The sequence below is a fragment of the Escherichia sp. HH41S genome, from assembly GCF_009820115.1.
GTDB lineage: Bacteria > Pseudomonadota > Gammaproteobacteria > Enterobacterales > Enterobacteriaceae > Escherichia > Escherichia coli_F.
In genome coordinates this window covers 82,354-105,856 of sequence record NZ_VNXE01000007.1, presented here as the reverse complement: position 1 = coordinate 105,856, position 23,503 = coordinate 82,354, and the positions used below count along the sequence as shown (strand labels likewise).

General features: G+C 47.4%; 14 protein-coding genes. 5 read left to right on the top strand and 9 right to left on the bottom strand.

The window, feature by feature from the left end:
• The first annotated feature begins 43 nt into the window (after positions 1–43).
• Positions 44–1,435: a hexose-6-phosphate:phosphate antiporter gene (gene uhpT, locus FQZ95_RS01535; protein ID WP_000879194.1), complete on the top strand. Its 1,392-nt coding sequence runs from the start codon at positions 44–46 to the stop codon at positions 1,433–1,435.
• A gap of 46 nt (positions 1,436–1,481) precedes the next feature.
• Here the strand turns inward: uhpT and adeD are convergent, their stop codons facing one another.
• The gene (gene adeD, locus FQZ95_RS01530) at positions 1,482–3,248 is read right to left on the bottom strand and encodes an adenine deaminase (RefSeq protein ID WP_160529804.1); all 1,767 of its coding nucleotides are present in this window, start codon (positions 3,246–3,248) and stop codon (positions 1,482–1,484) included.
• Between the two features lie 174 nt (positions 3,249–3,422).
• Between adeD and adeQ the strand changes: the two genes are divergently transcribed.
• Both adeQ and FQZ95_RS01520 read left to right on the top strand, forming a co-directional pair.
• On the top strand, positions 3,423–4,757 hold the full coding sequence (gene adeQ, locus FQZ95_RS01525) for an adenine permease AdeQ (RefSeq protein WP_024166224.1): 1,335 nt from the start codon (positions 3,423–3,425) through the stop codon (positions 4,755–4,757).
• A gap of 52 nt (positions 4,758–4,809) precedes the next feature.
• Positions 4,810–5,262 carry a DUF1198 domain-containing protein gene (locus FQZ95_RS01520; protein ID WP_001306732.1) on the top strand — a complete coding sequence of 151 codons (453 nt, stop codon included), beginning with the start codon at positions 4,810–4,812 and terminating at the stop codon, positions 5,260–5,262.
• Between the two features lie 115 nt (positions 5,263–5,377).
• Here the strand turns inward: FQZ95_RS01520 and FQZ95_RS01515 are convergent, their stop codons facing one another.
• Both FQZ95_RS01515 and FQZ95_RS01510 read right to left on the bottom strand, forming a co-directional pair.
• Positions 5,378–5,701 carry a helix-turn-helix domain-containing protein gene (locus tag FQZ95_RS01515; RefSeq protein ID WP_000125643.1) on the bottom strand — a complete coding sequence of 108 codons (324 nt, stop codon included), beginning with the start codon at positions 5,699–5,701 and terminating at the stop codon, positions 5,378–5,380.
• Positions 5,685–6,038: a type II toxin-antitoxin system RelE/ParE family toxin gene (locus FQZ95_RS01510; RefSeq protein ID WP_001521686.1), complete on the bottom strand. Its 354-nt coding sequence runs from the start codon at positions 6,036–6,038 to the stop codon at positions 5,685–5,687. Before FQZ95_RS01510 ends, FQZ95_RS01515 begins: the two co-directional genes overlap by 17 nt.
• A gap of 233 nt (positions 6,039–6,271) precedes the next feature.
• Between FQZ95_RS01510 and nepI the strand changes: the two genes are divergently transcribed.
• Positions 6,272–7,456 (top strand): purine ribonucleoside efflux pump NepI, encoded by a 1,185-nt coding sequence (nepI, locus tag FQZ95_RS01505; RefSeq protein ID WP_160529803.1) that lies wholly within the window; start codon positions 6,272–6,274, stop codon positions 7,454–7,456.
• Between the two features lie 202 nt (positions 7,457–7,658).
• Positions 7,659–16,172 carry an inverse autotransporter adhesin IatC gene (gene iatC / locus FQZ95_RS01500; RefSeq protein WP_160529802.1) on the top strand — a complete coding sequence of 2,838 codons (8,514 nt, stop codon included), beginning with the start codon at positions 7,659–7,661 and terminating at the stop codon, positions 16,170–16,172.
• Positions 16,173–16,223: 51 nt separating this feature from the next.
• Here the strand turns inward: iatC and eilA are convergent, their stop codons facing one another.
• From eilA to FQZ95_RS01470, 6 genes are all read right to left on the bottom strand, one after another.
• A complete protein-coding gene (gene eilA / locus FQZ95_RS01495) occupies positions 16,224–17,921 on the bottom strand; it encodes a HilA family transcriptional regulator EilA (RefSeq protein ID WP_001176834.1) in 1,698 nt (565 codons plus the stop codon).
• A 202-nt stretch (positions 17,922–18,123) separates the two neighbouring features.
• Positions 18,124–19,473 carry an IpaD/SipD/SspD family type III secretion system needle tip protein gene (locus FQZ95_RS01490; protein WP_160529801.1) on the bottom strand — a complete coding sequence of 450 codons (1,350 nt, stop codon included), beginning with the start codon at positions 19,471–19,473 and terminating at the stop codon, positions 18,124–18,126.
• 43 nt (positions 19,474–19,516) lie between these two features.
• Positions 19,517–20,668 carry a hypothetical protein gene (locus FQZ95_RS01485; protein ID WP_160529800.1) on the bottom strand — a complete coding sequence of 384 codons (1,152 nt, stop codon included), beginning with the start codon at positions 20,666–20,668 and terminating at the stop codon, positions 19,517–19,519.
• Between the two features lie 12 nt (positions 20,669–20,680).
• A complete protein-coding gene (locus FQZ95_RS01480) occupies positions 20,681–22,462 on the bottom strand; it encodes a type III cell invasion protein SipB (RefSeq protein WP_160529799.1) in 1,782 nt (593 codons plus the stop codon).
• 55 nt (positions 22,463–22,517) lie between these two features.
• Positions 22,518–22,700, bottom strand: coding sequence for a hypothetical protein (locus FQZ95_RS01475; protein ID WP_160529798.1), 183 nt, complete (start codon positions 22,698–22,700; stop codon positions 22,518–22,520).
• Between the two features lie 9 nt (positions 22,701–22,709).
• Positions 22,710–23,207, bottom strand: a complete 498-nt coding sequence (locus FQZ95_RS01470) for a SycD/LcrH family type III secretion system chaperone (protein ID WP_000443167.1) — start codon at positions 23,205–23,207, stop codon at positions 22,710–22,712.
• Positions 23,208–23,503 lie beyond the last annotated feature (296 nt).

The following is a 23,503-nucleotide window of genomic DNA, read 5'->3' as shown; positions in this document are numbered from 1 at the left end:
TACAATGCATACCTCACGCAGGTATTCATTTCAGGAGTAACCCATGCTGGCTTTCTTAAACCAGGTTCGCAAGCCGACCCTGGATCTTCCGCTCGAAGTGCGGCGCAAAATGTGGTTCAAACCGTTCATGCAATCCTACCTGGTGGTCTTTATCGGCTACCTGACGATGTACCTGATTCGCAAGAACTTTAACATCGCGCAGAACGACATGATCTCGACCTACGGCTTGAGCATGACGCAGCTGGGGATGATCGGCCTGGGCTTCTCCATCACTTATGGTGTGGGTAAAACACTGGTTTCCTATTACGCCGACGGCAAAAACACCAAACAATTCCTGCCGTTCATGCTGATCCTGTCTGCCATTTGTATGTTGGGCTTCAGTGCCAGTATGGGCAGCGGCTCGGTTAGTCTGTTCCTGATGATTGCCTTCTACGCCTTAAGCGGCTTTTTCCAGAGTACCGGGGGATCGTGCAGTTACTCCACCATCACCAAATGGACGCCGCGTCGTAAGCGCGGGACGTTCCTCGGTTTCTGGAATATTTCTCACAATCTTGGCGGTGCGGGCGCGGCAGGTGTGGCGCTGTTCGGCGCAAATTACCTGTTTGACGGCCATGTGATCGGCATGTTTATCTTCCCGTCCATCATCGCGTTGATTGTCGGTTTTATCGGCCTGCGTTACGGCAGCGACTCCCCGGAATCTTATGGCCTCGGCAAAGCTGAAGAACTGTTCGGCGAAGAGATCAGCGAAGAGGACAAAGAGACAGAATCTACCGATATGACCAAGTGGCAGATCTTTGTTGAGTATGTGCTGAAAAACAAAGTGATCTGGCTGCTGTGCTTCGCCAACATTTTCCTCTATGTGGTGCGTATTGGTATCGACCAGTGGTCAACCGTGTATGCGTTCCAGGAACTGAAACTCTCTAAAGCGGTGGCGATTCAGGGCTTTACGCTGTTTGAAGCTGGTGCGCTGGTGGGTACGCTGCTGTGGGGCTGGCTCTCTGACCTGGCGAACGGTCGCCGTGGTCTGGTGGCCTGCATCGCGCTGGCGCTGATTATCGCCACGCTCGGTGTGTATCAACATGCCAGCAACGAATATATCTACCTGGCTTCTCTCTTTGCGTTAGGTTTCCTGGTCTTTGGCCCGCAATTGTTGATTGGTGTGGCTGCTGTTGGTTTTGTACCTAAAAAAGCCATTGGCGCTGCCGATGGTATTAAAGGCACCTTCGCTTACCTGATTGGCGACAGCTTTGCCAAGTTAGGGCTGGGGATGATTGCCGATGGTACGCCGGTATTCGGCCTTACCGGCTGGGCAGGCACCTTTGCCGCGCTGGATATCGCCGCGATTGGTTGTATCTGCCTGATGGCGATAGTGGCGGTGATGGAAGAACGCAAAATCCGCCGCGAGAAAAAAATTCAGCAGTTGACAGTGGCATAAACGTAACTGGTGACTTTTGCCCGGCATGACGCCGGGCTTTTTTTTATTATTCCGTGACTTCCAGCGTGGTGAAGGCAAACTTTTCACCATCAAACAGCCCCTGGCTGGTCAGTTTCAGTGCGGGGATAACTGGCAGGGAAAGAAACGCCATCTGAATAAACGGCTCATCGGGTAACGGACCGCATTCACGGGCGGCGGCTTTCAAGGCGTCAATTTGCTCCGCCAGTGACTGTGCCGTGTCGGTGCTCATCAGGCCGGCAATGGGCAACGGTAGATGACTTTGGACCTGTCCGTTACGTACCACGCACAGCCCGCCGCCATCCTGAATCACCTGATTGACCGCCAGCGCCATCTCTTCGGCACTGCGACCGATCACCACAATATTATGGCTGTCATGGCTGACCGTCGCAGCCAGCGCGCCTTCATTCAGGCCAAAGCCGCCAAGCAAACCACAAGCCGGAGCCAGACGTTGCCCGTAACGCTCAAGTACGGCAATAAAGCACACATCATCGCGATCAAAACCATTTTCGCTGTAGACGCTGGAGCGGGAGTGCGTAATCAATTCGTTATGGATGACGTCAATGACCCGATAGCGTTTTCCAGGCGTAAATTGCAGGGCAAAGTCGCTGGCGGAAACTGGCTGGCGGGCAATGGTATTGCCATACGGCGGAGCGGATTGTTCCAGTCTCGCTGACTCTTCCGCTTGTAAGGTTTGTGCGTCAATCGGCTCGCCTTTCACCAGTACCTGCTGCACCGTGACCTTACGCGCATCGCTCAACAGGACGATATCCGCCTGCTTGCCGGGTGCCAGTAAGCCGAGATGATTCAGACCAAAATGGCGTGCTGTCGACCAGCTTGCGACGCGATATGCCACATGCAGCGGTACGTTGTGTTGTTCGATCAGGCGACGAATTAAGGCATCGATATGCCCTTCATGGGCGATCTCCCACGGGTTACGGTCATCGGTGCAGAGCATACATTGCGGGCTGTTAAATTCGTTGATCAACGGTGCCAGCGCGTTGAGATTGCGGGCAGCGGACCCTTCGCGGATCATCAACGACATGCCGAGTTGTAACTTCCGGCGACCTTCTTCCAGCAGATAACTTTCGTGGCAGTTTTCAATACCCGCAGCAATATAGGCATTAAGTTCTTTACCGCCCAAACCCGGGCAGTGACCGTCCAGCGTCAGGTGGCGAAATGCATCCAGTTTATCGAGCAGCGCATTCTGCCCGCTAATTACGCCAGGGTAATCCATCATTTCAGCAAGGCCGGTAACCTGCGGATGGTCCCGCCAGGCGAGCATCTGTTCAAGGGTAAAACTGGCACCGTTAACATCGCAGCCTTCCAGGGCAGGTACGCAAGAACTGACCTGCAAATACTGGTTTTGCCTTGCCTGTTCGGCACAGCGGGCAAACCAGGCGAATCCGGCTTCGCCCATCACGTTGACGATTTCATGGGGGTCGCAAATAACGGTCGTCAGGCCGCGCGGCAGGGTGGCGGTTTCAAAAGTAACCGGCGTCATCATGCTGGATTCAATATGCAGGTGAGCATCAATAAACCCTGGCACCGCCGTTGCGCCGTGGGCATCAATCCGCTGCAAAGCCGGAGCATCAGTGTATTCTGTGCCAACACCGGCAATGTAACGCCCTTTAATCACAATTGGGCCGGAAATTTCTCCGCCATTGATCAGGTCGAGAATAGAGACATTATCAATAATATAATCGGCAACAGCGTCGCCACGGGAAACGGCTAACAATTCCTGGTATTCCGCCCGGCTAATGTGATGAAATTTATGGTTAATAGAATTATTCATATTTTTCTCATTTTGATTTTATCAATTTGATTATTATTTATCATAAAGAAACGTCGCGAGATTATTAAAGAATATCCATTAATGCGCAATTGAAATGTGATAATTATCACTGAACCGTTGTTGTCATTTGTTTTACAAAAGCAAGGGATTAAATCTCCTCCAATGGACAAAAAAATGAATAATGACAATACCGATTACGTGAGTAATGAATCAGGGACGCTTTCGCGATTATTTAAACTGCCTCAACATGGGACCACCGTCCGCACAGAATTGATTGCGGGGATGACCACTTTTTTAACCATGGTGTACATCGTTTTTGTGAACCCGCAAATCCTCGGCGCGGCACAAATGGACCCGAAAGTGGTGTTTGTTACCACCTGTTTGATTGCCGGTATCGGCAGTATTGCGATGGGGATATTTGCTAACTTACCCGTGGCGCTGGCTCCGGCAATGGGGCTGAACGCCTTCTTTGCGTTCGTGGTCGTGGGGGCGATGGGCATCTCCTGGCAGACCGGGATGGGCGCGATATTCTGGGGCGCAATTGGACTATTTTTGCTCACGCTGTTTCGCATCCGGTACTGGATGATCTCCAACATTCCATTAAGTTTACGTATTGGTATCACTAGCGGAATCGGATTATTTATCGCCTTAATGGGGTTAAAAAATACTGGTGTTATTGTCGCCAATAAAGACACCCTGGTGATGATTGGTGATTTAAGTTCTCACGGTGTGTTGTTAGGTATATTAGGGTTTTTTATTATAACCGTGTTGTCATCTCGTCATTTTCATGCCGCGGTGCTGGTCTCTATTGTGGTGACGTCTTGCTGTGGATTATTTTTCGGTGATGTTCATTTTAGCGGCGTCTATTCCATTCCGCCTGATATTAGCGGCGTCATTGGTGAAGTGGATTTGAGTGGCGCATTATCACTTGAACTCGCTGGTATCATTTTCTCCTTTATGCTGATCAACCTATTTGATTCATCAGGAACATTAATCGGTGTGACTGATAAAGCTGGCTTAATAGATAGTAACGGTAAATTCCCTAATATGAATAAGGCGCTATATGTTGATAGCGTCAGTTCGGTGGCGGGCGCGTTTATCGGCACCTCGTCTGTTACCGCCTATATTGAAAGTACTTCTGGTGTGGCAGTTGGTGGTCGAACGGGGCTGACTGCGGTCGTGGTCGGCATTATGTTTCTGTTGGTTATGTTTTTCTCGCCGCTGGTGGCAATGGTCCCTCCTTACGCCACCGCCGGAGCGTTAATCTTTGTTGGCGTGCTGATGACCTCAAGCCTGGCGCGCGTTAACTGGGATGATTTTACCGAATCAGTACCTGCATTTATTACTACGGTGATGATGCCCTTTACTTTCTCGATCACCGAAGGGATTGCACTCGGCTTTATGTCGTACTGCATCATGAAAGTGTGCACCGGGCGCTGGCGCGATCTGAACCTGTGTGTGGTGGTGGTCGCTGCTCTGTTTGCACTGAAGATTATTCTGGTGGATTAGTAACTGGCGAGGGTTTCCAGATATCATGAGTTCTGATTACGCAGGAGAACTCATGATCTGGATAATGCTCGCCACGCTGGCGGTAGTGTTTGTAATTGGTTTTCGGGTGCTGACATCCGGGGCCAGAAAAGCGATTCGCCGTCTCAGCGATCGGCTGAATATCGATGTCGTACCCGTGGAGTCGATGGTCGATCAAATGGGAAAGTCAGCCGGTGACGAATTTTTACGTTATTTGCATCGTCCGGATGAGTCGCACCTGCAAAACGCCGCGCAGGTGTTGCTCATCTGGCAAATTGTCATTGTCGATGGTAGCGAACAGAACCTGCTGCAATGGCATCGGATTTTACAAAAAGCCCGTCTTGCCGCGCCGATTACCGATGCTCAGGTCAGGCTGGCGCTGGGTTTTCTGCGCGAAACCGAACCTGAAATGCAGGATATTAATGCTTTTCAGATGCGCTATAACGCATTCTTTCAGCCTGCTGAGGGCGTTCACTGGCTGCATTAAAACCGTTTCGTCTTATTAGCCTACAGACCGCGCCTGAGCTGGTGGGTGGATAAGGCGTGCACGCCGCATCCGGCATCGGAACTGACAGTAGGTGAACGCATTATCTACGTTCTATTTACAGCAGCACCTCCAGCCCGTGTTTTTGCACAATGCTGAGCAGTTTTAATGAAATGCCATTGGGGCGTTTAGCGCCACTTTCCCATTTTTGTACAGTTGAAACGCTGGTATTGAGATAGTGAGCGAAGACGGGCTGACTCACTTTTAATTTTTCCCGCAGTGCTTTTATCTCAACAGGTTGTAAGTCTTGCACGCTGGTCAGGCAGGCTTTGTCAAAAGTACGCATCGTTTCGGCAGAAATAGCATCGACGCTGGACAATCCAGCCGCTGCGCTGTGAATAGCCTCAAATGCAGGACTTTTAAATTTAGTTTTTGCAGTCATAGCAGATCTCTGTCAGTTCTTTAGTGTTAATCATTGCTGTTAGTTGGGCTTTCGTCAGGAAGGCATAATGCTTTGCAAGTTCACGAAACCCAGCCAGTTCCTGACTATTGATGTTCGACATATCCTGTTTTGCATATAAAAACGTGTAAAACCAATTGCTTCCCCCTTTTGCCAGAATAATTGCACGCTCACGATTTTGGTGAAGGCGCTTTTTAAAAACGCCACCACCAAGTGCATCAGCTTTACCTTGCTCCGTTTCTAAAATGGCCCGGCACAACTCTTCATCTGTTATTGCATGAGACCTGGCTTCCCTTGCAAACCATTTGGTTTTAAACACGCGCATATCGTTGAGGTCCTGTTATTAAAGTATATCACCAAGTGCAATACTTTATCCCTTATTCCCAACCCAATCGCGAAAATGCATATCAGCTTGCCCTATGATTTTTATTTCTTCGAGCAGCCTCGAACTTTTCCCACAACACCGTAAAAGTTGCAAAAACGTTAAATGCGTCACACATTTCAATGTTAAAGTGGTCGGCTTTTCCTCTGAAACATGTCACGGGTAACACCATGAGTGAATTTATTGCCGAAAACCGCGGCGCGGATGCCATCATCCGACCGAACTGGTCCGCCGTTTTCTCGGTAGCGTTTTGCGTCGCCTGCCTGATTATCGTTGAGTTTTTGCCCGTCAGTTTGTTGACGCCAATGGCCCAGGATTTAGGTATTTCGGAAGGGGTTGCCGGGCAATCGGTGACCGTGACCGCTTTTGTGGCAATGTTTGCCAGTTTGTTTATTACCCAGACAATTCAGGCCACTGACCGCCGCTACGTTGTTATTTTGTTTGCCGTTTTGCTGACGCTCTCCTGCTTGCTGGTTTCCTTTGCCAACTCATTCAGTTTGCTTTTAATCGGTCGTGCCTGTCTGGGGTTGGCACTCGGCGGGTTCTGGGCGATGTCGGCGTCGCTGACCATGCGTCTGGTACCAGCGCGTAAGGTGCCGAAGGCGCTGTCGGTGATCTTCGGCGCGGTTTCTATTGCGCTGGTGATAGCCGCACCGTTGGGTAGCTTTTTAGGTGAGCTTATCGGTTGGCGCAATGTCTTTAATGCGGCGGCGGTGATGGGCGTGCTGTGTATTATCTGGATTATCAAATCATTGCCTTCGCTGCCTGGCGAACCCTCGCATCAGAAGCAAAATACTTTCCGCTTATTACAGCGTCCGGGCGTGATGGCCGGGATGATCGCCATCTTCATGTCTTTCGCCGGGCAGTTTGCTTTCTTCACGTATATTCGTCCAGTGTATATGAATCTCGCAGGATTCGGCGTGGATGGCTTAACGTTGGTGCTGTTGAGTTTTGGTATCGCCAGCTTTATCGGCACGTCGCTTTCGTCGTTCATTCTTAAACATTCGGTAAAACTGGCCTTAGCAGGTGCGCCGTTAATACTGGCTCTGAGTGCGTTGGTGCTGACGTTGTGGGGAAGCGATAAAATCGTGGCGACCGGCGTTGCGATTATCTGGGGGCTGACTTTTGCTTTAATTCCCGTTGGCTGGTCAACGTGGATCACTCGCTCACTGGCCGATCAGGCAGAAAAGGCTGGGTCTATTCAGGTGGCGGTTATTCAGCTTGCCAATACCTGCGGTGCGGCAATCGGCGGTTATGCGTTGGATAACATTGGTCTGACTTCGCCGCTGATGTTGTCCGGCACATTGATGTTGCTTACCGCGCTGTTAGTCACCGCAAAGGTGAAAATGAAGTAACGTATTTACAGGAGGGGTTACTGCTGTGGTGGGAACACTCTCCTGTTCTTCCCTCTGATAACAATTGATCGGGCATTGTTCTTATCTTGTTGTTATTTCCATTCTTCTACCAGCATTCATCATTTACTCATCATGAATCATCATTTTCCCTCATGTTAAAGAAAAGTCATTTAATCTGAACGCATAGCGGCAGGGATGACAAATGACAGGGAAAGCGCATGGGAACGGTAATCGTTGGGGCGATAACAGCGTATGTGGATTGGGGGATCGTTTACGTCGTCTGACCGCCGGTATTTGCCTGATAACGCAAACTATTTTCCCTGTTATGGCTGCTGCTCCTACACATATTAACCATGCGCGTGCGGATACCGCCGCGTCACAGATCCTACCGAATGTTAAAACTATCCCATACACCCTGGGGGCATTGGAAACGGCACAATCGGTCGCGACACGCTTTGGTATCACCATCGATGAATTACGTCGCCTGAATCAGTTCCGTACCTTTGCGCGTGGCTTTGACAATGTGCGTCAGGGCGATGAGATAGATGTACCACTCATCAACAGTAACAGCCCTGAAGCGCGCACTCTGAAAGCAATGCAGATGGAGCGCGACGGTAAAGATCCACAAATGCAGGTCGCGGAAGTGGCGCAACAAAGTGGGACACTTTTAGCGCGCGATATGGACAGCGAACAGGCTGCGAGTATGGCGCGTGGCTGGGTGGCTTCTTCTGTGTCTGCGCAGGCGACAGACTGGCTCAGCCGCTGGGGAACTGCCCGGGTATCTCTGGGTGTTGATGAAGATTTCAGCCTTAAAAGCTCTTCATTTGAATTTCTCCATCCCTGGTACGAAACGCCAGATAACCTGGTCTTCAGCCAGCATGCACTCCACCGTACGGATGATCGCACTCAAACGAACCACGGTATCGGCTGGCGTTATTTCACTCCGAGCTGGATGTCGGGCATAAACCTGTTTATCGATCATGACCTGAGCCGCTATCACACCCGAACCGGGATGGGCGTTGAATACTGGCGCGATTACCTGAAACTGAGCGGCAACGGTTATCTGCGCCTCAGTAACTGGCGTAGTGCACCGGAACTCGACAATGACTATGAAGCACGTCCGGCGAACGGGTGGGATCTTCGCGCCGAAGGCTGGTTACCGGCCTGGCCGCAGTTGGGCGGTAAGTTAGTCTATGAACAATATTACGGCGATGAAGTGGCGCTATTTGGTAAAGATGAGCGACAAAATGATCCTCACGCGATTACCGCAGGATTGAGTTACACCCCCGTTCCCCTGATCTCCTTTAGTGCCGAGCAACGGCAGGGCAAACAGGGAGAAAACGACACCCGAATTGGTATGGAGCTGACGCTGCAACCCGGTCAATCACTGCAAAAACAGCTCGATCCGGCTGAAGTAGCAGCACGGCGTAGCCTTGTAGGCAGTCGCTATGACCTGGTCGATCGTAATAACAATATTGTCCTTGAATATCGCAAGAAAGAACTGGTGCGGCTGACGCTGACCGATCCGCTGAAAGGCAAGCCGGGCGAGGTTAAATCGCTGGTTTCTTCCTTACAAACCAAATACGCGCTGAAAGGTTATGACATCGAAGCCGCTTCCTTGCAATCTGCGGGCGGGAAAGTTGCTGTTTCCGGCAAGGATATTCAGGTCACTATTCCACCCTACCGATTTACGGTAATGCCTGAAACCGACAACACTTACCCAATAACAGTTATAGCGGAAGATTCGAAAGGGAATTTCTCCCGGCGTGAAGAAAGTATGGTGGTTGTAGAAAAACCCACACTAAGCCTCGCTGATTCAACGCTTTCTGTCGATCTACAAATCCTGCTTGCGGATGGAAAATCAATCTCAACGCTGACCTATACCGCGCGAGATTCCAGCGGCAAGCCTATCCCGGGTATGACATTAAAAACCCATGCGAAAGGTTTGCAAGATTTCGCCCTAAGCGAATGGAAAGACAACGGTAACGGAACCTATACCCAGTTAGTTACCTCCGGGAAGACGTCAGGCGCGTTGTCGCTGATGCCACAATTTAACGGCGACGATGTTGCTAAAACACCAGCGCTGATTGCCATTGTGGCTAATATGGCATCCCGAGCGGACTCCATGATTGAAACAGACCAGAATAATTACGTCGCGGGTAAGCCGATAGGCGTAAAAGTGACCCTGAAAGATGAGAATGGCAACGGGGTTACCGGAAGAAAAGAACTTCTTAAACAGGCTGTTAAAGTAGACAACACGAAGACTGATGCTGTTAGTGCCTGGACGGAAGAAAGTGAGGGAGTTTACAAAGCAAACTATACGGCCCATCTCATTGGCGACAAATTAACGGCCCAGCTGACGATGCCCGGCTGGCAAACCAAGCATTCGGATGCGTTCAGTATTGCGGGTGATAAAGATACCGCCAAAATCGCAGCGATGCAGATCACCGCGAATAACGCAGTTGCCAGACGCGATCACAATACCGTCGCTGTGACGGTCAGGGACGTGCATCAAAATTTACTGCAGGGACAAAATGTTACCTTCACGGTCGTGAATGGTGCGGCGGTTTTTGCCGATCCAAATGGCGGTATTGTGACGACAGATAAAGACGGGATTGCCAGCGTTAACCTTGCCAGTGACCAGGCGGTAAACAGTCTTATCAAGGCCGAGATCAATGGCAGTAGTCAGTCTGTGGAAGTGAGCTTTATTACTGGCGATATCTCGCAGCTGACCTCCACCATCAAGACGGACGATGTGTCATACACCGCGGGTGGCAAGATAAAAGTGTCAGTTACCCTTATGGATGAGCAGAAAAACCTGGTGAAAGGGATGGCTTCGCTGCTGGCAGGTAGCGGCGTGGTCGAGGTGAGCGGTACAGATAAAAATGAAACGGGTAACTGGAGCGAAGAGTCTGATGGCGTTTACACCACCACCCGAACTGCGAAGATTGCTGGCAATAGCCATTACGCCACGCTGAAACTATCGACATGGAGTAGCGCGCAGCAATCCGATGCGTATGTCATCCGCGAAAGCGGAGCTGTGCTGGCTTATTCCTCTATCGTTACCGACAAAACGACCTATACCGCAGGCGGTGCGATTAAAGTTACGGTAACGCTCAAGGATAGCTATGAAAACCTGGTCGGGGGGCAACGAGACGCTATCAGCCAGGCTATCCAGCTGCCAAATACAAAAGCGGAAAGCATCACCTGGAATGAAGATCAAAAAGGCATTTATACCGCAACGTATACCGCTTTACTTCCTGGCACCGGTTTAAAAGCACAGCTACAGATGTCCGGCTGGGCGAGCGCCCTGACTTCAAATGTTTACAGTATTAGTGGCGATGCCGCCAGCGCACAAATCGTCGCGATGCAAGTGACAACGGGTAGCCTGGATGTGCTGGCGAATGGTAGCGATCAACATACGGTGAATGTTCGGGTGGAAGATCAGTTTGGCAATGTGCTGCCAGAGCAGACCGTCACCTTTACGGTGACGAAGGGGGCGGCTGTATTTGCCAATGCAGGGCAGAGTGCAGACATCAGGACGGATGTGCATGGCATGGCGGAGGTTGTGCTGAGTAGTACCGTAGCGGATGCCAGCACTGTTGAGGCTAAGGTCAATCAAAGCAGCGATAGTAAAACGGTGAACTTTGTTGCTGATGTTAGCACGGCGCAGGTCGCGGAGCTGGTGGTGACGCAAGACGGCTCAGCGGCAGACGGTGCAATGGCGAATATGCTGCGGGCGAGGGTCACCGATGCGTTCGGTAATGCGCTGGGCGGGCAGACGGTCAGCGTGTTGGCGGACAACGGCGCAGCGGTCGCTCCGACGGTGATTACAGAGCCGGACGGCACGGTGGAGATCAGTGTCACCAGCCAGACGGCGGGCACCAGTGCCGTCACTGCAACCATCAACAGCAGCAGCCAGAGCCGGGATGTGACGTTTATCGCCGATGTCAGGACGGCGCAGATCGCGAGTCTGGAGGTGACGCAGGATAACGCCGTGGCTGACGGCGCAATGGCGAACACGCTGCGGGTGAGGGTGACGGATGCGTTCGGTAATGTGCTTGCCGGGCAGACGGTCAGCGTGTTGGCAGGCAACGGTGCCACGACTGCTCCGACGGTCACCACGCAGCCGGACGGCACGGCGGAGATCTCTGTCACCAGCCAGACCGCCGGAATCAGTGCGGTCACTGCCAGCATTAACAGCAGCAGCCAGAGCCGGAACGTCACGTTTATCGCCGATGTCAGGACGGCGCAGATCGCGAGTCTGGAGGTGACGCAGGATAACTCAGTGGCTGACGGCGCAATGGCGAACACGCTGCGGGTGAAGGTCACCGATGCTAACGGGAATGTACTTGCCGGGCAGACGGTCAGCGTGACGGCAGACAACAGCGCAACGGTCACTCCGACGGTCACCACACAGCCGGACGGCACGGCGGAGATCTCTGTCACCAGCCAGACCGCCGGAACCAGTGTGATCACCGCCAGCGTCAACAACAGCAGCCAGAGCCGGAACGTGACGTTTATTGCGGATGTCAGCACGGCGCAGATCGCGGATCTGATCGTTAGCCAGGATAACGCGGTGGCAGACGGCGCGACGGCGAATACGCTGCAAGTGAGGGTCACCGATGCGTTCGGGAATGCACTTGCCGGACAGGCGGTCAGCGTGTTGGCGGATAACGGCGCAACGGTCGCTCCGACTGTCATCACAGGGCAGGACGGCACGGTGGAAATCAGTGTCACCAGCCAGACGGCGGGCAGCAGTGCGGTCACCGCCAGTATCAACAGCAGCAGTCAGAGCCGGAACGTCACGTTTATCGCCGATGTCAGGACGGCGCAGATCGCGAGTCTGGAGGTGACGCAGGATAACGCCGTGGCTGACGGCGCAATGGCGAACACGCTGCGGGTGAGGGTGACGGATGCGTTCGGTAATGTGCTTGCCGGGCAGACGGTCAGCGTGACGGCAGACAACAGCGCAACGGTCACTCCGACTGTCATCACCGGGCAGGACGGGACGGTGGAAATCAGTGTCACCAGCCAGACGGCGGGCACCAGTGCGGTCACCGCCAGTATCAACAGCAGTACCGCGAGCCGGAACGTCACGTTTATCGCCGATGTCAGCACGGCGCAGATCGCGAGTCTGGAGGTGACGCAGGATAACTCAGTGGCTGACGGCGCAATGGCGAACACGCTGCGGGTGAAGGTCACCGATGCTAACGGGAATGTACTTGCCGGGCAGACGGTCAGCGTGACGGCAGGCAATGGCGCAACGGTCGCTCCGACTGTCATCACAGGGCAGGACGGCACGGTGGAGATCAGTGTCACCAGCCAGACGGCGGGCACCAGTACAGTCACCGCCAGCATCAACAGCAGCAGCCTGAGCCGGACCGTGACGTTTATCGCCGATGTCAGGACGGCGCAGATAGCGGATCTGGTAGTCACCCGGGATAACTCAGTGGCAGACGGTGCAATGGCGAATATGCTGCGGGCGAGGGTCACCGATGCGTTCGGTAATGCGCTTGCCGGGCAGACGGTCAGCGTGTTGGCGGACAACGGCGCAACGACTGCCCCGACGGTAATCACAGAGCCGGACGGCACGGTGGAGATCAGTGTCACCAGCCAGACGGCGGGAGCCAGTACTGTCACTGCCAGCATCAACAGCAGCAGCCTGAGCCGGAACGTGACGTTTGTCGCGGATGTCAGGACGGCGCAGATCGCTGATCTGGTGGTCATTAAGGACGGCTCAGTGGCAGATGGCGCGATGGCGAACACGCTGCGGGTGAAAGTCACCGACGCGTTCGGCAATGCGCTGGCCGGACAGACGGTCAGCGTCTCAGCGGACAACGGGGCAGCGGTTGCCGCGACGGTTATCACCGGGCCGGACGGCACCGTGGAAATCTCCGTCACCAGCCAGACGGCGGGCATCAGTACAGTTACCGCAACCATCAACAACAGCACTCTGAGCCAGAACGTGACGTTTATTGCTGATGTCAGCACGGCGAAGATCGCGGATCTGGTGGTCATTAAGGACGGCTCAGTGGCAGATGGTGCGATGGCGAACACGCTGCGGGTGAAAGTCACCGACGCGTTCGGCAATGCACTGGCCGGACAGACGGTCAGCGTCTCAGCGGACAACGGGGCAGCGGTTGCCGCGACGGTTATCAGCGGGCCGGACGGCACCGTGGAAATCTCCGTCACCAGCCAGACTGCGGGCATCAGTGCCGTTGCCGCCAGCATCAACAACAGCAGTCTGAGTCAGAATGTGACATTTATCCCGGATGTCAGCACCGCGAAGATCGCGGATCTGGTGGTTATTAAGGACGGCTCAGTGGCTGACGGCGCAATGGCGAACACGCTGCGGGTGAAGGTCACCGATGCATTCGGTAATACGCTTGCCGGGCAGACAGTCAGCGTGTTGGCGGACAACGGTGCAACGGTTGCCCCGACGGTCACCACGCAGCCGGACGGCACGGTGGAGATCAGTGTCACCAGCCAGACGGCGGGCACCAGTGCGGTCACCGCCAGCATCAACAGCAGCAGCCTGAGCCAGAACGTCACCTTTGTACCGGGTGATGCATCGCAGCTCACGTCAACCGTTGAAACAAATAAGTCGAACTATACGGTTGGAGAGACAATCACCATCACGGTAACGCTCCGGGATGCGTTCGATAATCTGGTAACCGGTGCAGCTTCACAGTTAGCCGCTAATGGTGTGCTTACGGTGGCTGGCACCGACCCGTCAGAAACGGGAAGCTGGATTGAATCAGGTGGCGTGTATACCACAACCCGTATGGCGACGATTGCCAGTACCAATCAGCACGCCAACCTGCAATTGCAGACGTGGAGTGATGGTGTAACGTCAGATCGCTATGACATACAGTCCGGTTCTCCGGCGCAAGCCACATCAACTATCGCTACGGATAAAAACGCCTACACCGCTGGCGACACTATAACCGTCGCCGTGACGCTGAAAGACGCGCACGGTAACCTGGTTGAAGGGGGCGAGTCCTTACTGTCTGGTGATAACGTAATAGTGGAAGGAGCCGTACGTTCAGGAGGATGGTCTGAAAGTGCCGGTGTTTATACTGCTATATGGTCGGCGCAAATGGCGGGAGTGTCTCACCACGCGACGTTGACGTTGTCTGAATGGGGCAGCAGTAAACAATCAGAGAGTTATTCCATCCATAGTGGCGCTCTGGTGCAAACAAATTCAGCCATCAGGACAGATAAAACGACATATATCGCCGGGGAGTCATTAACTGTCACAGTAACGTTGCGGGATGAGTTTGGTAACCCGGCTTTAGGGCTGACATCAGGAGTTATCGAATCATATATCGATAATTTTACGGTGGGCGGCGCAGTCCCCGATTCGATGCAATGGGTCGAACAGAATAATGGTGAATATACCATGATCTGGACAGCATGGTTTGCCGAGAAAAATTTGGTTGCCAGTCTGAAATTAAAAACATGGGCAACGGAGATTAATTCCGCGCTATACGGGATACAACCAGGTGCAGCAGCAAAAACTCAGTCCACGATTATCACGGACAAAACGGTATATATCGCTGGGGAGAGCATAACGGTGACTGTTGTACTTAGTGATGCTCAGGGTAACTTTATTACTGATGGTGTCGCTCAGCTTAATGAGGAAAACGTAAAAGTCAGGAATGCAGATCCTATCCAGGGTAATAATTGGATATACAACGGCAATGGGCAATATCAAAGACAGTATATGGCGCAATTCGCGGAAGTGAATTTGAATGCACAACTGAAGATGGTTGGTTGGAGCGATGCCAATTATTCAAATAATTATACTATTAAACCGGGTGAAGCGAGTCCACTTAGTTCACAGCTTCGTATACGAGAAGATGCTGTGGTTGTTGGGGCGGATTTACCTGTCAGTGTTTTATTAGCTGATGATTTTGGTAACCCGTTGGATAACGGTCTGGATTTGCTGGATAATGCAGTGTACTTACAAAATGTGGAGAAGAAAGAAGGGGCTAAATGGATATATTTGGGTGATGGCATATATGAGCGTACCTATATGGCCTACAAAGAAGGAGAGAACTTAAATTCATTTCTGCAGATTAACGGTTGGCGTGTAAACGGGCAACCTTCCTATACCATCCTTCCTTTTGTAGTAGTCGATTCTCTGAGTGTGAATGGTGCAATATTCAGGGCGATAGATGGTTTTCCTGAAACAGGATTTGATGGGGCTAAATTCACCTTAGTATTAACCCATAATATGAAGAATACAGATTATGATTGGACGGCAGGCATCTATGGTATTAATGTTAACAATAATGGAGAAGTCACAATAAGTCTGCCCCTAAATAGTGAAATCACTATTACCGGGAAACCAAAAGACGGTAAAGGGAATAATGTTGTATTCAAATTCAAGATGAAAAAATGGTTTACTAGTTTAGGTGCTGCCAGTAATAACACTTGGGATATTATAAATACATCATGCAATAGCTATGGACAAGTGGCGTCATCTTTAGAATTAGCGCAGCGACCAAGTAGTGGTGTAGTTCCACGAAAAGTAGGTACGTTGTGGGGAGAATATGGTAATTTGAAAGCTTATGGCAGTACATTTAGCAGTACGGATTACTGGACAAGTACTGTACTTATAGGGGTTCACGAGAAATTCAATCCTGAAACTGGTATATCAACACCAGGATCAGGAAAGTCTTCTGGTTTGTGTGTGAGATATTTTTAACGAAATAACTACTAAATTGCCCTGCATCAGCAGGGCAATTTCTCTTCGTTCTTACGCAGAAGTACGCATCGCACTGATAGTATTAAATTCATTTTTTACATTGAGCAAACGAGGGTCGTGAAGCAAAACATTTGACCATAAATCATTGTCTTTAACTAATTGTTGCCAGCGCTTTTCATATTCTTTTTTACCATAAACAGTGTAAATTAATGGCAAAATCACACCATTTATTTTGTTGGTGTTAATATTTGCCAGTAACTTCATAATGTCATTTTTTATAGATGCGCCATAGATCAGAAACTTCGTATAAAGCGAGTTAACACAGCTGTAATCAAGACCATGTTCAGGCTCAAGTTTAAGCAATAAACTTTTGGCTTTGTCATTATGTCCTTTCAGTGCCATGAACATAGCCAGAATAGAGGTAATAATTGGATTATTACAGGTGTTTTGACTATTCAGATTTAATGCAAAAGATATCGCGTTATCGAGGGGGGATGTGTAATAAAGTATAATTAATTTAAGAATGCTTATGCCCATTTTATTGGGTTCAAGAGCAATGCTTTTTTCTATTAGATTAAATGCTCTTGCAAGGTCACCGTTCAAAAAGCATAGCAGAGACTGATAATAATAAACGTCTGGCGAATTAGGTTTGAGTAAATGTGCTTGCTTAAATAGCACATTAGACACTGAATGTTCATCTTTTAGCCCACTGATTAAACCCAGTAAACCCAATGCCTGAGAATTTGAAGGGTTAATTTCAAGAGCCTTTTCAATGGAGGTTACTGCCGTTGTTATTGCTTGTTTTTGTTCACTGAGTCCAAGGAGTGCTAATGATATATGGCATTCCGCCAGGCAACAGTAGGGCAAGGTATTTTGCGGTTGCGTACTCACACAATCTCTAAATATTACTAATGCTCGTTTCAAACTCTCTGGTGTATAACGATACATTTCCATTCTGCCATTCATATACATAACAGCAGAATCCAGAGATGGCATTTGTTGTGTATTAATAGATTTAAAATTAATATTGGGTATTTTTTCAATAAGAATATTAATTACTTGTGATAATAATACGGAAAGAGGATTGTCGGGGTTAAAATCAATACTTTGATGATCAATCAACTTATGCGTTCTGGCATGAATTAATTCAATAAATAAACGCCAGTTTTTACCATAGTGAACGACCTGACCCATAATGTAATATTCTGGGCCTGTTTTATTAATAAACTGATGGATAGTAGAAAAATCGCTTGCCTCATTCGTTACCGAGGCAGGTAAAATATCTAAACCACAAAAAGCATATTTTGAAAGGCCCTGCACAAGTTCGTAATGCAGTTTTAGAACATTGATTGAGCCTTCGGTACGAAATGGAAAAACAGCAAGAGTGGTAGTCGACTTTACCGGTTCATTATCGGTTACAATCACAATGGGTACAGTAAAACGGTATCCACGACCATAGACCGTTTCGATATACTTACACTGTTTATTCTCATGCAAAAGTTTGCGCAATGCATAAATACACCGTGTTAAAGATTCATCACTGGCAACACTTGCGCTCCAGACCTTATCAATAATCTCTTCTTTGCTAACAATTTCACCGTCAGCATTAAGTAATAGAATAATAACGCCAAGTTCTTTTGGGGGAATATGATATTCTTTGTTTTTGAATAATAATATTCCATTGTTTTTTAATACAAAGTCGCCAAATATATATTGTTGTGTATTATTTTTTCCATGTTGCAGTTGCATAGAACGCTCCTTCCGTTTTCTCTATTCATAGTATTAATTTGATCAATATAAAATAAAGTATTGGCAGAATTGCTCTATCAAAAAACGCTCATTTTGTAAGATTGTGATGAAGAAATGAATGAAAGCTGATGCTTAATAATATGAAACGCTGGTCCCATTTTACGAGACCAGATAGTGGACTATAATATTTGGCGTTACTTAATCAGAAACGTAAATAATCTTTCGCTGAATCAAATAATGCTGTAATGGTTGACGATAATAATTTTATAATCGTATCGTAGGTGGAGTTGGCTGTGCTGTATTTAGTCGTGATAACCTGTACATCGGTTTTCATGTTTTCTGCTTGCCCATTATAACCCGCTAACCATGCCTGGTATTCAGCTGTGCTTATTTCATAACCGGTGAATTCTTTAGATATATTTTTTTCCTTCCCTTTATTATCCCTGTGCACCATTGAATCTGAAGATTGACTCATACTGTCAATAATCTGAGGGTTGGGAATAATAACATATAAACCGCTACCTTGTGGTTCAACTTCGACAATCGGAGAAGGTGTGCGGTGTTTGGGATCGGGTGGAATTACCGGAAGTCCTAAAGCGGCGCACCATTTTTCTGCTTCTTCCAATGGAACACCAATTTTGTCAGCAGGTGCCGGAGGGTATAAAACATAGTCTGGATTGTAATGATAGTGGAAATCACCATTAGGATATTTATCGATATAATAAAAATGCATCAAGGCCTTTTGAAATGCATTGACATCAAAAATTATCGCATCGCCTTTTTTATTAGAGTGAGTCCATTTTCCCATATTGCTTTGGATATGTTCACTGAAGTCCTGCCAGTATGCGCTCATTATCTCAACGCTATTCGCATAAATTTCGAGGTAGTCGCTACCGAGCACACTCATCAAATCAGCAATATCACTGCATATATATTTATCACTTTTAAATTCGTTTGAACTACTGGCCGTTAAAGTACTGCTGGTTGCTGAACTTCTCATTTCAGGCGCAGAACTCTCTAAAGAAGCGATAGCGTGATTTAAGGTACCTTTGGTCAATGTCATTGCACTTGACCCGGTTGTGTTGTGAGCAACGTTAGCTAGGGTTTTTCTCACAGAGTTATGCAAGGTCAATATTTTAGCGGGATCCTTTAATTTTCCGTCAATAGTATTAACATTTTCTGTAAGCTGCAGAACTTTTTTTATCAGCGAATAACTTTCGTGTAAGAGCGCAGATCCTTTCTCTGACAGGTTCTCAGTTGGGAAATTTCTGAGCATGTTTTTAACGAAGTTGAGTTGTATGTCATGCTGGCATTTCCAGTCTTCATTTCGCTGGCTACGTTCATTGACTAAAGTTGATAGTTTTTCAACATCTTTCTTGAGCATAGCGCCAATATTATTATCCTTACTGGCGCTGTTATACAAATTACCCTCGCTTTTGCTGTTTTCCAGTTGATGAGGCTCCTCACTTTGCGAGGATGCCTCTTTAAGAGGAATGTTTGCATTCTGCTGACGTAAAATATCTATATTTAAATTATTATCTTTATTAATCATGTGTCATTCCTCCTTAAATATAATTAACTATTATTGCAATTATTTATGAGCGAATGCCTTGAACGATAGCGCTATCAGTATCAATAATGGTTTGTATTATTTGCTGTAATAAATTGAGTGCCTGATCTCTCCCTTGAACATCACGATTAATTTGATCCAGATAGCTACTCATAACTGAATGCATCACATTTTTAGCTTGCTCAACAATTTCTTTTTCTGCATGAGTAGTACTTTCTAGAATTCTAAGTGATGCTTGAGTTGATTGATTAACAAGCTGTGAAAGTACATCTGCTTTACCTATAGTAAAATATTTATTATATCTTTTGTTATGTTTTATACTAATACGCTCGTTTTTATCTCTAATCTTTTCTTCCGTAGTTTCTTTTTCTTTATCGTAATATTTCAGGGTCTCTTCTTTTTGTTCTTCATCAAGTGTTGTATCTTTCGTTGTTGTTTTTATTTCTTCATCTATTTGCTTGAGATAAGCTTGTTGATCTTGAACTTCCCTTTTTAATCCTCGCTGTGTTTTATCATCAGTTCCACTGATAGTGTGCTTCTGATCAGGTGTAAGGGTTTGCATCTTTTCGGGAGGGCTTCTGAAATTTGCTACAACAGATGCTGCAGCTCCGGCTGCGCCAACTGTTGACCCGGCAAGAACACCAGCCGAACTTGCCATTGTAGCGTGTACGGTTTCTGTTTTCTGATACTGGACAAGTTGTTCAAAAATGTTGCTCATAATAGCCTCAGACATAGCAGAGGCTTTATACATTGATGTGAATACCCTTAAAAATTCCTCCATAACAGCCTGTTGTCGCATGGTCAAATTATCTAGCATATCAAGGATATTATATTTAGATATTTTAATAGAGCTCTGTTCTGCAGAACTGCTTGATTGACTGGATGAAATTGTAGCTTGGTCAAGGTCACCCCTCAAATTATCTAGCGTACTCCTTGAGTAATTAAGATTATCCAATAGTTTTACTCTTAGTTCCGGACAGACTTCTCTGTCTGTATTTTTTAATATTATAAACTGAGAGCTTATGTCATGATTAATATCTTTAAGGTTATAGTATTGCACAATTTTATTATCATTTGGTATGTTGTTTTTTTTACTATAATCTCTATCAAAGATTGTTTTATCAAGACTGTTAATATTAGATGTGCTGGACGCATTTTTAATTTCATAGGTGGCCATGTTAAAACCCTCTTATACGATAGAATGGGAAGCAAATTTTAAGGCTTCAGTTCGGTGTTGTAATACTCGTACCATCTGGCTTACCTCTTGTTCGACGGTTTTATCCACCCTTTGCAATACTGAAAGCATTTGTTCACGCGTTTTTGATAGATTACTCATGTCCTGTTGTAAAATTGCCATGTCGGCAGAGTTTCCAGCAACAAAACAATTCATCGTCGATGTTGCTATTGCACAGATGAGTAAGCCTATTTTCTCCAGGCCATTACTTATTTTGGCAATCAACTTCAACACTACGGCTGATGTTTGTAGCACGCTGCATACGCTGTCTAATACCTTTATAATATTTTTTGAAACTGAATTAATAATTGATTCAATGGTTGATTTTATAGTGCTTGTTATTTCTTTGGTGACTTCTTCGGCGGCTGTTTTTGATAATGCAGAAACAACGGCCCCTATTGCTACAGAACATATTACAGCTGCACCAATCATTACTGTCGCCATGACAATAGAAGCGGCTGCACTTGCGTAAATACTTTTAACCAGTTCAATCGTATCTTGATCGACACCAATAACATCCAGAAGCGCGGTGATTGCGAGCAGAGTGGGATCAACTGTTTTAATCGCAGCCGAAAGACCTTCTACAACTTTCCCTAAAATCCAGCCGGTAGCCGTGGTGCCCAGAGCGATTTGACAAGTGATATCTACACCTAATACTACTGCGCCCGCTATTCCTCCAATAAGTGCCAATGCACCCGCAATACTTGAACCACCACTTGGAACTGCAGCAAGAAGACCAACAACAATTAAGACTGCGCTTACGGCAAAGGTAACTACAGTTACACACTCATTAACTATTTTTAAAACTTTAGTCGTGGTAGTATATTTATGTGCTGTTTCATTGAGTTTATTTTCCCTGACATGGTTGATTTCTTTCATTACCTCAGATTGATTTTTAATAGATTCGCAATTTGTATCGCCAATAACTTCCATTACTGAGGTAATCAAAAGGATAAATGTGGCTGTCGCGTTTCTGTTTTTCTGGTTTTCCTGTGTCAGGCAAATATTGGTGGTGAAGTTATTAATCTGTTCTTGCTGTTGAATTTCGTCAAAAACTTCCATACTTTGGCCGATCGCAGCGTCAGCATCCATAATGGCTGTATTTAATGATTTCTCAGCTAACGATTTTTTTTGTAACGACAGCGTGAGTGTTTTTTCAGCCGCGTTTTTTTGTGTCAGTACTTTATTGTATTGTGGATCGTCTGGTTGCAGTTGCGACAACTCTTGATCCAATGTGTTGACTTTTTTTTCCAGCGATTGCACTCTTTTATCGACTGCATTGTAATTATTGTTGGCCTGATGCAGATTATCGTTGGCTTTTTGCGCTGAATCTAATGACGAGGTGTAGGCGTCGCTTAATTCACGAAACTTATTATGTGCCATTTCGTGTCGAAGCAGGGTGTTGTCCAGGTTATTATGCAAGCGTGTAGTAATATCCTGATCGGCAATGCCTGATAAATTACCCAAAATCATCGTCAGGCGGGCATCATTCGTCTTTGCTGCAGTGGCGTTATCAGAATCGGAAACCTGCATTGCAGGTAGAGCAAGCATAGGTTTGTTTTCAAGACGAGCGCGAATATCGTTATCAAGGGATTTCGGGTTTTTATTAAGCCGCATGGGATCAACTTGCGTTTTGCTGCTGTCCTGCAGTCTTTTTTCCTCATCGCTATATTGTGTACGCAATGTTTCGCTGATTTGTTCAAACGTGATCGTCTGTCCCGTAATCGGTGCCGACATAATTCACCTCCTTTTTAAGCTATCATCTGGCTTAATTAACTGTTTATTATTTAACTCATGGCAGATGTTTATTTCCATCTAAAATGGCATCAACGGGAAAATAAGCAATGTGTTTATTGTTATTCTTCTCATTTATTTTATTGGCATGGTTGTTTTTTAAATCAATTGTTGATTCCTCTTTATATTTCTTGGTTGCTTCTTCAGGCGTAAAAGAAGATTTTTTTACGTTTATGTTCATTTTGCCGACTCACTCTGTTTGAACTTCCTCTTCGGAATTGGCTGTCAAGAGTTCAAGATAAGCATTAGCCATCTCTTTAACTTTTTCATTTTGACTGTAGGTTACGACTGTATTAAATAACTCCGTGGCCATTTTAATGTTTTTTAAGCCCATCTGGCATTGGCCCATATAATAAACCAAAGAGAAATCGTTATCGGGAGATAGCATCAAACAGATATGATACATGTCGAATGCCTTTTGATAATCTTTCTTCAACTGACAGACGGCGGCATATCCCTTTAAATAATTATAATTTTGGAAATCATAAATACAGAGAAATTTAAAAAAGAGTTCAGCTTCGTCAAGTCTTCCTTTTTCATAAAAGTTATAAGCGTAAGCATAAACGCCTTCAAGGGTATCCGGGGTTATGCCATGCAGTTCTGCAAGCGTTGCTCCCATACCTAGTGCACGTTCGAACTTACTGGCAATTTCTTTATTTTCTTCTAAATCCAGATTTGCGCTTTCCATCTCTACTCTCTCCTTTAGAACATTCTTTGTTCAGACTTCACCATTTTTTAGAGGGTGGTGATATCAAAATTCGCTCATTTTTATGCCCATCCGTTGGACTGCCTTTTCTGCATTAAAAACAAGTATTGTTTCAATGAGATAAGATTTTCTATGTGATGAAATGAAAATAATGTAGAGGGAATTTTATCCACAATCCTGATGAACGGGTTCAATTCTGATTGGAATTTGAAAAAGCAGGTGATTTACTGATGTGCGAGCGTACGTCAGTGGCTGCTGGCCTGAGCGCGGAGGTGTGC

What these genes read in the sequence shown, in the direction of transcription:
- FQZ95_RS01515 (WP_000125643.1), bottom strand. Translation starts at nt 5,701, where the DNA reads ATGACTGCAAAAACTAAATTTAAAAGTCCTGCATTTGAGGCTATTCAC.
- iatC (WP_160529802.1), top strand. Translation starts at nt 7,659, where the DNA reads ATGACAGGGAAAGCGCATGGGAACGGTAATCGTTGGGGCGATAACAGC.
- FQZ95_RS01490 (WP_160529801.1), bottom strand. Translation starts at nt 19,473, where the DNA reads ATGATTAATAAAGATAATAATTTAAATATAGATATTTTACGTCAGCAG.
- uhpT (WP_000879194.1), top strand. Translation starts at nt 44, where the DNA reads ATGCTGGCTTTCTTAAACCAGGTTCGCAAGCCGACCCTGGATCTTCCG.
- nepI (WP_160529803.1), top strand. Translation starts at nt 6,272, where the DNA reads ATGAGTGAATTTATTGCCGAAAACCGCGGCGCGGATGCCATCATCCGA.
- adeD (WP_160529804.1), bottom strand. Translation starts at nt 3,248, where the DNA reads ATGAATAATTCTATTAACCATAAATTTCATCACATTAGCCGGGCGGAA.
- FQZ95_RS01475 (WP_160529798.1), bottom strand. Translation starts at nt 22,700, where the DNA reads ATGAACATAAACGTAAAAAAATCTTCTTTTACGCCTGAAGAAGCAACC.
- FQZ95_RS01470 (WP_000443167.1), bottom strand. Translation starts at nt 23,207, where the DNA reads ATGGAAAGCGCAAATCTGGATTTAGAAGAAAATAAAGAAATTGCCAGT.
- FQZ95_RS01485 (WP_160529800.1), bottom strand. Translation starts at nt 20,668, where the DNA reads ATGGCCACCTATGAAATTAAAAATGCGTCCAGCACATCTAATATTAAC.
- eilA (WP_001176834.1), bottom strand. Translation starts at nt 17,921, where the DNA reads ATGCAACTGCAACATGGAAAAAATAATACACAACAATATATATTTGGC.
- FQZ95_RS01520 (WP_001306732.1), top strand. Translation starts at nt 4,810, where the DNA reads ATGATCTGGATAATGCTCGCCACGCTGGCGGTAGTGTTTGTAATTGGT.
- FQZ95_RS01480 (WP_160529799.1), bottom strand. Translation starts at nt 22,462, where the DNA reads ATGTCGGCACCGATTACGGGACAGACGATCACGTTTGAACAAATCAGC.
- adeQ (WP_024166224.1), top strand. Translation starts at nt 3,423, where the DNA reads ATGAATAATGACAATACCGATTACGTGAGTAATGAATCAGGGACGCTT.